Consider the following 12133-nt stretch of genomic DNA (forward strand, 5'->3'; position numbering starts at 1 on the left):
ACGCGCTCGAAGACGGATACGGCAAAACCCGGCCGTCCGGCAACGTGCGGTCGATGAACGCCGGCGACAGCGCGAGCTTCGCGCAGGCTTCGTCGCCGGTGTTCCAGAACGCGGCGTAGCGGCGCGCGGCCTGCGCAACGGCATTGTTTTGCGCTGATGCGGCATCGACGGCGAAGTGGTGCGGCGCGGGCAGGGCGGCATCGCTCGCGGCGTAAGCGCTCAGGGTGGCGGCGAGTCCGATGGCCAGCATGACGTGACGAAGGAGGCACGAAACCGGTGAGATGGACATGGGTGCTCCAGAGAAGTGTAAGTGGATGAAACAGATGCTCCGGCTGACCACCACGATTTAATAATCGGCCTGACGGTCAAAAGGATTTCCACTTTCAATTTGAAAATCCTGGCCGGATCAAGCGGGTCCGCCCCGACGCCCGCGTGCGTCCGTCATATAGAATGGCGCGCTTTGCCCGGAAACGACCTCGCCCATGTGGTTCAAAAACCTTCAGTTGCACCGTCTTCCCGCTCCGTGGTCCGTCACCCCCGAACAGATGCAGAAGTGGCTCGCGCCGCACGCGTTTGCCCCCGGCAATAGCGTCGAGATGCAAAGCCACGGCTGGGCGTCGCCGCGCGACAACGATTCGCTGGTGTACGCGCTCAACGGCCAGATGCTGCTGGTGTTCCGCACCGAAAAGAAACTCCTGCCCGCGTCGGTCGTCACGCAGGTGACCAAGGCGCGCGCGCTCGAACTCGAGGAACAGCAGGGCTTCAAACCCGGCCGCAAGCAGATGCGCGAACTGAAGGAGCAGGTCACCGACGAACTGCTGCCGCGCGCGTTCAGCATTCGCCGCGACACGCGCGTGTGGATCGACTGCAAGAACGGCTGGCTCGTGATCGACGCGGCTTCACAAACGGTCGCCGACGAAGTGCGCGGTCTGCTGGTGAAGTCGATCGATCAACTGCCGCTCGGCACGGTGCGCGTCACGCAGTCGCCGGTCGCGGCGATGACCGGATGGCTCCTCTGCGGCGAAGGCCCGGCGGGCTTCACGCTCGACCAGGACACCGAGCTGCGCTCGCCCACTGAAGGCAACGCCACCGTACGCTACGTCGGACATACTTTGGATACCGAAGATATGCGCCGCCATATCGAAGCGGGCAAGCAGTGCATGCGCCTCGCGATGACGTGGAACGACCGCGTGTCGTTCGTGCTGACGCCTTCGCTGACGATCAAGCGCATCGCGCCGCTCGACGTGCTGAAGGAAGCGAGCGACCCGACCGCGCAGAACGACGACGAGCGTTTCGATTCCGACGTCACGCTGATGACCGCCGAACTCGACCGCCTGTTGACCGATCTGCTCGACGCATTGGGCGGTGAGCAGGGCGACGCGCTCCCGCAGGCTGCGGCGGCCTGATCCGCCTGGTGGTTCGGCAAGGACCGGCGCGTCGTGGGTTGACGCGCTGGCATCGACCCGTTGGATCAGCGGTATCTGAATCCGGCGTGGTCCAATCGGGTCTTCACGCTCGGGCCGTCGCGCTGCAGGGCGGTGCGCGACAAGCTCGCGAATCAGTCCGGCTGTGATCTCGCGCAGCGTGCCTGCTTCGCTGGCGATCGTTTTGGATCATCGGCTGGCTGAGTGCCCTGCTCGGCGTGGTGATATTCATCGACGCGCTCGATAACGCGCTCTATTTTCCGATCACGCCGTTCGCGATACTGCTGCTGCTCGAAGGACTCTGCACGCTGGCCGTCGCGTGGACCGGCATGGGCGGGCAACGCACGCTGCGCTACGTGAAGGGCTTTGCGTTCAGCTTTGCCGCAGCGCTGATTCTCGCCGGCCACCACCACGGCCATTTCATTCTGTCGATGATCTTCGGCATGCTGTTTCTGGCCGACGGCTTGCTGCAGATCGTCTCGGCGCGGGTGGTCCGCTATCGCACATGGCGGCTCGCGATCATCGGCGGCAGCCTCGAAATCGCGCTGGCGATTTTCTTCTTCCAACCGTTCCCGACGCACTACGTGGGCACCGTGCCGTACTGTCTCGGCCTCGGGCTGATGTTCGGCGGCTGGAATCTGATTCTGCTGAGCACACGTGCACGGCGTCTCGCGTCGAACCCGGTCGCGCTGGCCGTGAAACCGAAGCTGCCGGCGCTCGTCGTCAGTGCGGCGCAGCCCGGCGCGATCAGCAGGAAGAAGCCGAAGTTCAGCGAGGTTTGGCTCAGGGTCTGCGAATAAGTGGTGCTGACGTTGGCGGTGACGAGACCGTAGAAATTCACCGTCGCCGATGCGCTCGAGCCGGTCAATGGTTTGTCGAGCGTCAACGAAATCGGAGTCGTGCCGAGCGCGCTCGACCCCCAGGCGAGCGAATGCGCGGCGTCCTGATACAGGCCGGACTGCAACCGGTTGGCGCCGCTCGTCATGGAGCGCGGCGTGCTGCCGCCCAGATAAATGCTGAATAGTCCGAATAAAATTCGTGAATTAAATACGTGTCGATTGCGTCGCTGCGCATGCCATTAATTGGAATGCGCGTCATTCACCCAGTGCCAGCGCGCGCTTGCGTCGCAGCAACGAAGAGCCGAGCGACACCGCCGCGCCGATGCCGCCCATCGCCAGCGACAGCGTGAGGATCAACGGTCCGGTTTGCGTGCGCGCCGAGAACACACCAACCAGCAGACCGGCGAGCGGCTGCGTCAGGTTGTTCAGCAGGATCACCACGCCGGTCGTCTTGCCGTAGTCCTCCGGCGGAATGATCCGCTGGCGCGCGCCGCGAATGTAGACGTTGAACATCTTGTCGAAGCCGACGATCAGCAGGAAGCCGAGCGCGTAACCGCGGGGCGCGGCACTCGCACCGGCGATCACGCCACCCGCGCAGATCGCCGCGAACGCGACCCGGCCGAGCATCCTCGCCGGCCATGCGGTTCGCGCGATGGTCAACAGGATCAGCACCGTGGCGACCGCGCCGGCCGATTGCAGCGCGGCATAGTAGTGGTTCGATTGCGCGTGATAGCCGGTCACCATCGCGGCCGACGTGGCGAGCGTCACGCCGATCACGAGGTTTTCGGCGGCTGCGAGCAGCACGAGCTTCTTCAGACCCGGCAACACCAGCACATGGCGCAGCGCGATGCGCAGCGGCCGGGTCCAGTGGCCCGCGAGACCGGGCGGCGGATGACCGGGCTCGAAGCCGCTCGTGCGCCGCCACAGCAGCAGCGCGCCATCGGCGGCGGCGAAAAGCACGCCGGTGGCGCCGACCACCCATTCCCAACGCCACCAGCCGAGCAGCAGCGCGGCCAGCATCGGGCCGAGGACGAAGCCCAACTGGTCGGCGAGTTGCGAGTAGGCGAGCACGCGTTGAAACTGCTGTGTGCTGAAGATTTGCGGCAGCATCACCTCGCGTGCCACCAGCCCTTGGCTCGTCAACACGCCGCAGATCGCCGAGAGCGCGATCAGCCAGCCGATCCCGCCAAACAGCAGGTACGCGAGCACGCCGCCGAAGCACGTCAGGGCCCGCACGGTCTGACTGACTCGCATCAGTCTGAGCGGCGCAATGCGGTCGCACAGCGCGCCGAAGAAAGGGAACACGAGGTAACGCGGCAGCGTTTCGATGAAGAACGCGAGGCCCGACCACGAGACCTGGCGCGTCGTCTGGAACACGACGAGCGGAACGAGAAACAGCAGAATCTGATCGGCGAGACGCGCGACAAACAGCGAGCAGAAGAAAGCCTGATGATTGACGCGCACCGTGGATGTTCCGTCGTTTATGGGTCGACACCGATGCTATCAAAGATGACTGCGCCAGTCGCGCAGCGAGCCGCGCCGCCCGTCGGCCGCAACACCGCGTGGGCGGTGTGACGTGGCCGGTGGGCGGCGCGAGGACTGCTTACGCTGTACCGCGATACGCATGCTCCAGTTGCGCGACATCCAGCTTGACCATTTGCATCATCGCTTTCATCACGCGGCTTGCTTTCGCGGTGTCCGGATCGCGCAGCATATCGCCGAGCGCATCGGGCACGATCTGCCACGACACGCCGAAGCGGTCCTGCAGCCAGCCGCATTGCCACGGCTTACCGCCGTCGAGGAGCTTCGACCAGTAGTGATCGACCTCCGCCTGCGAACTGCAATGCACGAACAGCGAAATCGCCGGGGTGAACGGAAATTGCGCGCCGCCGTTCAGGGCCATGAACTCCTGGCCTTCGATCTCGAACGTGACGACCAGCACGTCGCCCTCCGGGCCCGGTCCGGCGTCCGTGTAATGCATCGTGGTGGCGATGCGCGAAGCGGAAAACACGGACGTATAGAAGCGGGCCGCGTCTTCCGCATTGCCGTCGAACCACAGGCACGGCGCTATCTTTTGCATGACGGTTCTCCTCCTGCCAGGCGGATCGGGCTTGCGCTGCTTTCGCTTTACTGACGCGTCAGCCGTCGCATTTCATCGTGGCCATGGCCTGCTGGATTTCTTCCGCGCTCAGATCGCGGGTGTGCGTGGCGAGCGACCAGCGATGGCCGAACGGGTCCTGCAACTGGCCGTAGCGGTCACCCCAGAACATGTCGGCGACCGGCATCAGGACGGTCGCGCCGGCCTCGACGGCCTGGTTGAAGCTGGCGTCGACGTCCTGCACGTAGTGGTGAATCGTGACCGGCGTGCCCTTGAGCGTATTCGGGCCGAATGCCTGATGGTCGGGCCACTCGTCGGTCAGCATCAGCATGGAGTCGCCGATCTTCAGGCAGGCGTGCATCACCTTGCCGCCCGGCCCCGGCAGGCGGAACTGTTCGACGGCGTTGAAGGCCTTCGTGTAGAACGCGATGGCTTCCGCGGCGTTGGCGCAGATCAGATACGGGGTGAGCGAGTGCATCCCGTCGGGGATCGGTTTGACGGCGGCGCTGGTCATGACGGTGACTCCTTGAAGTAACAGGTTCGCGAGTTGAAAGACTGGCTGCGTGCGCCAGGTCTTCAACGTTACGACGAGTCCAGGGCGGTTGAATCGACACTCCGGAAAAAATATTTTCGGGGTGGGGCCGCGAGTTGCGCCGGAACCCGCCAGAACCCGTCAGAAGCCATTCAACCGGCCGGATTGTCTTCATCCGGCGGCACGGATGACGGCGGTGGCAGAACGGCGTCCGGCGTGCCGAGAATGCTGATCTGGAACGTGCGCGTGGCCGCTAGCGATTGCAACGTGGCGTCCTCGGGGATGTGCTCGAAGAGCGGCAGGATCACCGAGCCGCCGATCACCGCGCGCCGGCTGTTGTCGGCCGGCCGCAAGCCCCACACGTCCTGATAGACGACCGGCACCGTGACGCCGTCGCGCGCCGTATTGCCGATGTACAACATCACGTGGCCGCCGATGTAGATCAGCGTGCGAAATGGCTCGCCGTGCCGGGCGAGATAGTCGAGCCGCTGCGCAGGCGTGGAGGCGGACAGGTCGATCATGTGCCCCGCGCTCATCTGCGTCGACGAATGGCGCGGCAGCCACACGCCGAATGCGGCGAAGATGCTTTGCAGTTCCGACGAACAGTCGTTGTAGAGCCCGCTGTTGCCCCAGCCATACGGGCGCCCGATCAGCGTCTTCATCAGCATCGCCAGATGGCGCGGTGTGGCGGCGAGCGGCATGGGTGCGATTTGCGCTTCGCTCAGCGTGGCGGTGCGGATGAGTGCGCGGCCATCGGCATCGCGGACCGGGACGAGCACTTCGCGCATCGCGGGGGGCGAGGTGACACTCGCGGCCTGGTTGCCGGTCTCGCTGATCGTTCCGTCGGCGGACGTTTGCCGCTCGATTCGCGCCGGCGAGGAGGACGACGACGGCAGCAACGGCAACATCGTGCCCGCCGGCGCGTCGAAGCGGAACATGCCGCGGCTGTCGCGCACGGGCGCCGATGCGAGCGTCACCGCGCCGAGCGATTTGCCGGCCGCGGCGCGCCATGCGTCGATGAAGTGGTCGTCGGCCATCGCGACGCCGTCGCTACGCACCCAGCCCTGGACGTCGGGCGTCTGCACGTAATGCCACGCGCCGTCGACGCTGCTGCCCAGCACATACAGCGGCGTGCCCGGTCGCGTGGCCGAAATCTGCAGGTTGTCGAACGGATAGCCTTCGCCGGCCAGACGATGGTCGTAGAACGAGGGATCGGTGGTCGGCAGTTCGCGCACCATCAGGTTGGTGGTGGCAATTGCACGGCGCCCGGGTTGATAGGCCGGCGCTTGCGTGAACTGCCCGACGTTCATGTTCTGTGCGATCGCCTCGATCCATGCCTTGTCGTGCGGGCGGAAGTTCTCGCCATAGCCGAGCGCAGCGCCGCTCCTGCCGGTGTTGTCGAATCTGGCGATGCGGCGCTGCTGCAATGCCGCAATGTCCACGCCCTGCTGTCGATACACGCGCGTGCTTACGTACGCCGGATTCCACGGCGATGCTGCGTTCGCGCCGGTGCCGAAGTAGCGCGCGTAGAGCGCCTTGAAATGCGCCTGCTGATCCGCCGCGCTGAGGAACGGCTGGTCATAGCCTGCGTCGTCCGGTTTGAGCCAGTGATCGACGTCCTGGTCGTAACCGGCGAGCGGAAACAGCGTAACGGTATCGACCGGTGCGTGCGCGGCGCGCGGCGGCGGGGTGCTGCATGCGGCGAGCGTCGTGAGAGCGGCGCACAGCGCGGCGGCGCGGCACGCGTTCGGCCATGAAGCGGCGAAGCGGGACAGGACGGCAACGGACATGGGGCTCGGCGTGGAGGATCGAAGGACACGATGATAAGGTGTTCGCGACGCGCGCCGTATTGCGCGGTGTTGTGCCGGCGCTGCGTTATGCATGCTCATGCACGACGCTTCTGTGTTTTCATGCTGATTCGGAGCGCTCAGCGCGGCCACACGTGAGCGCACCTCATGCGCCGGGCCGCAGCCGGCCAGCATCCCACTAGCCGTTTCATACCTGAATCCCCGCCTCGCAATGTTAGTGCGAGGCGCCCTGATCAACCAAGGAGCACGACATGCAAACCAGCGCGCGCAATCAATTCGCCGGCGAAGTGGCCGAAGTCAAACACGGCGCCGTGAACGACGAAGTCACGCTGCGCACTCAGGACGGTCTGGAGATCGTCGCGATCATCACGCATGGCAGCGCGACCTCGCTCGGCCTCGCAGCCGGCAAGAAGGCGTTTGCGCTGGTGAAGGCGTCGTCGGTGATCGTGATGGTCGACGTCGCGAAGAACCAGGTGTCGGCGCGCAACTGCATCGCCGGGACGGTGTCGGCGGTGACGAAGGGTGCAGTGAACTCGGAAGTCACGATCAGCGCGGGCGGCGCGCAGATCGCGGCGATCATCACCAACGAGAGCGTCGGGCGGCTCGGCCTCGCGAGCGGTAAAGCGGCGACCGCGATTTTCAAGGCGTCGAGCGTGATTATTGGCGTCGATCAGTAAGTCGGTGATCGAAGGTCCGGCGCGGTGCGGGTTTCTTGTGATCGGCGGGAAACTGGCGAGGCTGACGCGTGTGGGCGGCGCGCGCCATGCAAGGCGCGGCAAGCTCGGCGGGGCACGGTACGCAGCGACACGACACGACACGGCATCGCGCCGCGCAGTGACGCGTCGCACCCTGAACTAACCGCCCGCTTGCTTTAAACTGCACACCCTTGCTGTTCTCTTCCCGCTTTCATCACGGACGCCGTCATGTTCGAAGTCTCCTCCGCCTCGCCTCTGTCCAAAGCCGCGCATTACGACGAACTGGTTGCCCAGGCGCGCGCGCTGCTCGCCGACGAAACCGACTGGATCGCCAACGCCGCAAATTTTTCCGCCTTCGTGTTTCATTCGCTGAGCGATCTGAACTGGGCGGGCTTTTACTTTCACGATGGCCGCGAATTGGTTGTCGGACCGTTTCAGGGCAAGCCCGCGTGCGTGCGCATCGCCCTTGGCAAGGGCGTGTGCGGCACGGCCGCGCAGACCCGTCAAACCCAGGTCGTGCGCGACGTGCACGAGTTTCCCGGCCATATCGCCTGCGATGCGGCGTCGCAATCCGAAATCGTCGTGCCGCTCGTCGCGCCGGACGGCATGTTGATCGGCGTGTGGGATGTGGACAGCCCGGTCGTCGCGCGCTTCGATGCGGAAGACGCGAAGGGGATGGAAGCGTTGTGTGCGGTGTTCATCGAAGCGGCGTTGCCGCGCGCGGCGGCTGGGTCCTGAGCGACGGGGTATATGGGCGCGTGTGCAGGGAGTAGGGCAATCCGGTGATCAACTACAGCAGCGGTGGCACGCAGCGCATCGAGGTCGAAGTAGAACTGGCCGAGCGCAAGGACGTCGATGCTGCGATCGGCGAACTGAAGAAACTGATCGCCGACGACCCGCGTGTGTTGAGCGGCGCGACGCTTGCGCCGGTCGTCACAGTCGCCGGTTATCCGGACGACGGCGGTGCGACACTGCGCATCGCCGCATGGGTGCGTACGCCGGACGTGCCGCTCGCCGGCGGCGATTTGCAGGCGCATGCACAGGCGGCGCTTGAACAGGCAGGGTGCCCGGTGGCGGCCTGAGGACAGTGGCGCGCGGTTGGAGCGCGGCATACGAGGCGCGCTCTCGCGCGGTCCGCTTCGAGTGCCTTGAGCGACAAAGGCGCCAGCGGTTGTGGTGCGGGGTCCACGAACCTCCTGCTGTTTTTGGCTCGCGCGTGCCTAAAGTTGCTTACAGGCGGTTATGTGCCGACTCGGCGTCGCACATGCGCGTCCTGATGTAAGCGTCGGCGAGTGAGGCGATTACCGCGTCGACTTCGACTGCGGATGGCGCGAAACACGCCACGTCCGCGATATGCGCTTCACGAACCTCGAGCTGGGTCGGTGCCTGAGGTGAGCCGAAGCGAAGCGCTGTGTTCAAGCGCTTGCTCGTCGCGCCTGCGCCGCTTGTTACGCCCGTGGATGAGCGAGAAAAAATCGCAGCATTTCCGCTGTGGCGTCCGGCCCGGCCGGGTCCGTGTACGAGCCGCGCTGACTGCCGCCGGCCCATGCGTGCCCCGCGCCGTGTATCGACCAATACTCCGCTTCGACGCCGTTCTCCGCGACGAGTCGCTGCAACGTCGCAGTACGTCCATTTCCTGACGCACCCGCCGCCGGCGGCGGGGCGACCGTCGTGGCGTTTGCCTCGAAGCTCGCAACGAGCTCAAGGGCGTTCGACGGATGTACCGTCGTATCCGCATCACCATGAAACACGATCAGCGGGCGCTGCGGTGCGGCACGCATGCGGGCGCGCGACGGCTTGCCACCCTTCATCGCGGCGAGCGCGGAGGGCAGGTCCTTCGCGCATCCGTAGGCGAGCCCGGAATGCACACAGGCGGCGGCGTACAGATCGGGCGAGGTCTTCAGCATGATGTCCGCCATCGCGCCGCCCGCCGATAGACCCGCCACGTACACGCGCGCGGCATCGACGCGATAGCGCGTCATCACTTCGCGCGTGATGCCCGCGATCAATGACGGTTCACCGTGCTCACGCTGTTGATCGGCAGGCTTGAACCAGTTCCAGCATTTCGAATGATTGGCCGCTTGCGATTGATTCGGATATACGACGATGAAGCCGTGACGCTCTGCCATTTCGTTCATGCGCGTGCCGGCCGCGAAGTCGTCGGCATTCTGCGTACAGCCGTGCAGCATGACGATCAAGGGCATCGGTTCTTGGTTGTAGACAGCCGGCACGTACAGCTTGTATTGACGCTGGCCCGCACTATTGCTGAAAGTGTGAGCGCTGAAGGCGCCGGGTGTGTCGGCGTCGATTGTGTAGGGGGCAGGGGCGTGCGGGCGCGCGTGGCGGTGTGGCCGCGCCTGTGCGTGTGTCCCGGTTTGAACGTCGGTCCAGGCTCGCGTCCAATCGCTTGCCGTCGCTTGCGTTTGCGCTGTCTGTGCGTGGCGCCCCTGAGCGTTGGCGCCCGCGAGCGCGCGTTGAACCGCGGCGGTCGCTTCCTGGGGACCTTTCGTACGCAGCAGATCGAAGGCGTCTTTCATCGACTTCAGGAAATCTTCGTTCATGTTCATGGTGGGTTGCATTGCCTTTGTGTGGTGGCATGAGTGAACCGGCGACATGCCGAGTTCAGCGATGCGATGAGTCGAGCGAAACCCCTAGCTGATGCGGCCGGCAAGCGCCGCTTTGACCGCCGGCGACGCGTGAAATGCACCCAGTACGACGACCGACGCGATGGTGGCTGCCGCGAGTTCGGGTGGCACATCGGCGGCGATGCTGGCGAGGCCGAGTACGTGAATGTCGAACTGCTCGTGCGCGGCCTGAGCAGCTTCGAGATCCTGTCGCGAGAAGTGCTGCAAGCCGAGCACCATCGCGCGGCGCGTCACGGTTTCCGTGACGACCTGCGCGTGCACGGCAAGCTGATTGCGGATCGCCGTGCGGATCAGGTCGGTGCGATTCGTGTAAAAGCCTTCTTCGACCAGCAGATCGATCTGGCCGAGGTCGATCGGGCCGAGGTTGATGGTGATTTTCTCGGTTTCGCCGCCTTTGGGGCGGGAGCTGTCGACGAGATTGAGTTTGGGCACGTTGACTCCAGTGGGCTTCCTGACGCCATCCATATAACATCCAATGGGATGGTTATACGCCTCTCGATCGATGGGCGTCAAATGGGAAATTGAGGGTCAGAGGGGCCGGCGCAGCGTCGGGGAGATCTGTTGCAGCAGTGCCGTCGGGGCCATATTGACGAAACCGCGGCATGATGCTGGGCATGGTCGAAGCCTACGAAGCGGGGCCTGCCGTGGTAGCGAATGCCGGCTACTGCGTTGGCATCGACGCGTTCGTTCGAGTTCAGCACGAGAAGTGACAAAGGCATCGAACGTGATGACCAGGCGCCTGCTCAATGATGGGTTCATCGATGAGGACGTATTGCATGTCCGGGTCGGTTTGCACGGCTCGGCGCAATCGCGAGAATCAGGCGGCGACCGGGACTCCCGCCTGGGGAAATCAACCGTTCAACGTGCTTGCCGATGATCGTTGCCCTGGGCCTGGTGTCGGGTCCAGACTGTCCCGTCGAGTCGGTGCGATGGTTACTGCGGTAAATTCATTCGTGCAGTGGGCGCCGCCGAAGAAGTGGCCGGAGTTATCGAATCCCTTGGCGGCCTCAAATCTGAAGTGCAACACTTGTCTCGTAGAAGGTGTTGCGATGCGCGAGAATTCAGTACCAGCAACTTCAGCCTGAAGAGCGTCTGACCATTGCAAGCCTGCATCTGCAGGGTTCAAGTATCCGGGCCATGGCCCGGATACTTGGGCGCTCGCCAGCCACCGTTAGCCGTGAACTGGCGCGAAACAGCTTGCCTGCTGGCTACGCGTCCGTGTCGGCCGAAGCGCTCAGTGCCGCACGCCGCAGCGCGGGTCGCAGCCCCACAAAGCTTTGCCTGCAAAGCGTCTGCTGGCGCATCGTTCTCACTCTGCTCGAGTGGAAATGGTCACCCCAGCAGATATCGGGCACACTGAAGCGTATGTATCCGACTGACCCGACCCAGCAGGTTTCGCACGAAACCATCTACACGGCTATCTATGCCCAGCCGCGCGGCGAACTGCGCCGTCAGCTCATTGCGTGCCTGCGCCATGGCGACAGCACGCGCATGCCGCGTACACGGGGCACAGACCGGCGCGGACAGATTCCCGACATGGTCAGTATTCATGTGCGGCCGCCCGAAATCGAAGACCGACTGCTGCCTGGGCACTGGGAAGGCGACTTCATCAAGGGTGCCGGCAACCAGTCCTCGGTAGGCGTACTGGTCGAACGGACCAGCCGTCTGGTGCTGCTTGCCAGGATGGAAGATGCCACCGCTGCTTCAGCGCTGGCCGGCTTCTCCGCCAAACTCAATTCGATTGTTGCGCCATTACGGCAGAGCTTCACCTACGACCAGGGCAAAGAAATGTCGCGGCATAAAGAACTCACCGCCGCAACCGGCGTGAAGGTGTACTTCTGCGACCCGCACAGTCCCTGGCAACGCGGCACTTGCGAAAACACCAACGGGCTGCTGCGCCAGTATCTGCCCAAAGGCACGGACCTTTCGGTCTACAGTCAGGACGAACTTGACGCTATCGCCGACAGTCTGAACAGCCGACCTCGTGCAACTCATGCTTTCCATTCGCCATTCGAGGTCTTCGCCGCGACCCTTGCTTCAGCAAGTCAACCTCAACGCTCTAAACATTAAACCCGCTGTTGCGCTTCACTCT

At 64.3% G+C, this 12133-nt stretch carries 12 protein-coding genes and 2 pseudogenes; 6 read left to right on the forward strand and 8 right to left on the reverse strand.

The genetic code is table 11. The features are described from left to right. Nucleotides 1-25: 25 nt before the first annotated feature. A pseudogene (locus tag B0G69_RS41740) lies at nucleotides 26-250 on the reverse strand (ester cyclase); the annotation flags it as partial. A gap of 232 nt (nucleotides 251-482) precedes the next feature. Between B0G69_RS41740 and B0G69_RS11195 the strand changes: the two are divergent. Together B0G69_RS11195 and B0G69_RS11200 are read left to right on the forward strand one after the other, a co-directional pair. After that, entirely contained in the window at nucleotides 483-1406 is a 924-nt protein-coding gene (locus tag B0G69_RS11195) for a recombination-associated protein RdgC (RefSeq protein ID WP_121316932.1), read from the forward strand. A 182-nt stretch (nucleotides 1407-1588) separates the two neighbouring features. Next, a pseudogene (locus tag B0G69_RS11200) lies at nucleotides 1589-2107 on the forward strand (DUF308 domain-containing protein); the annotation flags it as partial. Between the two features lie 411 nt (nucleotides 2108-2518). On the opposite strand, the gene B0G69_RS11210 reads toward B0G69_RS11200, so the two are convergent. The 4 genes from B0G69_RS11210 to B0G69_RS11225 all read right to left on the reverse strand — a co-directional run bounded on the left by B0G69_RS11210 (nucleotide 2519) and on the right by B0G69_RS11225 (nucleotide 6683). After that, on the reverse strand, nucleotides 2519-3727 hold the full coding sequence (locus tag B0G69_RS11210) for an MFS transporter (protein WP_121316934.1): 1209 nt from the start codon (nucleotides 3725-3727) through the stop codon (nucleotides 2519-2521). Nucleotides 3728-3866: 139 nt separating this feature from the next. Next, nucleotides 3867-4343 carry a VOC family protein gene (locus B0G69_RS11215; RefSeq protein WP_121316935.1) on the reverse strand — a complete coding sequence of 159 codons (477 nt, stop codon included), beginning with the start codon at nucleotides 4341-4343 and terminating at the stop codon, nucleotides 3867-3869. A 58-nt stretch (nucleotides 4344-4401) separates the two neighbouring features. After that, a complete protein-coding gene (locus tag B0G69_RS11220; RefSeq protein ID WP_121316936.1) occupies nucleotides 4402-4875 on the reverse strand; it encodes a VOC family protein in 474 nt (157 codons plus the stop codon). 170 nt (nucleotides 4876-5045) lie between these two features. After that, nucleotides 5046-6683 (reverse strand): SH3 domain-containing C40 family peptidase, encoded by a 1638-nt coding sequence (locus B0G69_RS11225; protein ID WP_121316937.1) that lies wholly within the window; start codon nucleotides 6681-6683, stop codon nucleotides 5046-5048. A gap of 269 nt (nucleotides 6684-6952) precedes the next feature. Here B0G69_RS11225 and B0G69_RS11230 point away from each other — a divergent pair, with 269 nt between their 5' ends. From B0G69_RS11230 to B0G69_RS11245, 3 genes are all read left to right on the forward strand, one after another. Beyond that, nucleotides 6953-7378: a TOBE domain-containing protein gene (locus tag B0G69_RS11230; protein ID WP_121316938.1), complete on the forward strand. Its 426-nt coding sequence runs from the start codon at nucleotides 6953-6955 to the stop codon at nucleotides 7376-7378. 246 nt (nucleotides 7379-7624) lie between these two features. After that, on the forward strand, nucleotides 7625-8134 hold the full coding sequence (locus B0G69_RS11240) for a GAF domain-containing protein (protein WP_121316942.1): 510 nt from the start codon (nucleotides 7625-7627) through the stop codon (nucleotides 8132-8134). A 44-nt stretch (nucleotides 8135-8178) separates the two neighbouring features. Continuing rightward, nucleotides 8179-8478 (forward strand): mechanosensitive ion channel family protein, encoded by a 300-nt coding sequence (locus B0G69_RS11245; protein ID WP_241991304.1) that lies wholly within the window; start codon nucleotides 8179-8181, stop codon nucleotides 8476-8478. 148 nt (nucleotides 8479-8626) lie between these two features. Here B0G69_RS11245 and B0G69_RS11250 read toward each other — a convergent pair whose 3' ends face one another. From B0G69_RS11250 to B0G69_RS11260, 3 genes are all read right to left on the reverse strand, one after another. Next, nucleotides 8627-8815 carry a hypothetical protein gene (locus tag B0G69_RS11250; protein ID WP_121316944.1) on the reverse strand — a complete coding sequence of 63 codons (189 nt, stop codon included), beginning with the start codon at nucleotides 8813-8815 and terminating at the stop codon, nucleotides 8627-8629. A 29-nt stretch (nucleotides 8816-8844) separates the two neighbouring features. Next, nucleotides 8845-9963 (reverse strand): PHB depolymerase family esterase, encoded by a 1119-nt coding sequence (locus B0G69_RS11255; protein WP_121316946.1) that lies wholly within the window; start codon nucleotides 9961-9963, stop codon nucleotides 8845-8847. An 84-nt stretch (nucleotides 9964-10047) separates the two neighbouring features. Continuing rightward, the gene (locus B0G69_RS11260; RefSeq protein ID WP_121316948.1) at nucleotides 10048-10506 is read right to left on the reverse strand and encodes a CopG family transcriptional regulator; all 459 of its coding nucleotides are present in this window, start codon (nucleotides 10504-10506) and stop codon (nucleotides 10048-10050) included. Nucleotides 10507-11100: 594 nt separating this feature from the next. Here B0G69_RS11260 and B0G69_RS11265 point away from each other — a divergent pair. After that, entirely contained in the window at nucleotides 11101-12111 is a 1011-nt protein-coding gene (locus B0G69_RS11265) for an IS30 family transposase (RefSeq protein WP_241991359.1), read from the forward strand. Nucleotides 12112-12133: the final 22 nt, after the last annotated feature.

Origin of the sequence: Paraburkholderia sp. RAU2J, assembly GCF_003634845.1 — a bacterium.
Lineage (GTDB): Bacteria > Pseudomonadota > Gammaproteobacteria > Burkholderiales > Burkholderiaceae > Paraburkholderia > Paraburkholderia fynbosensis.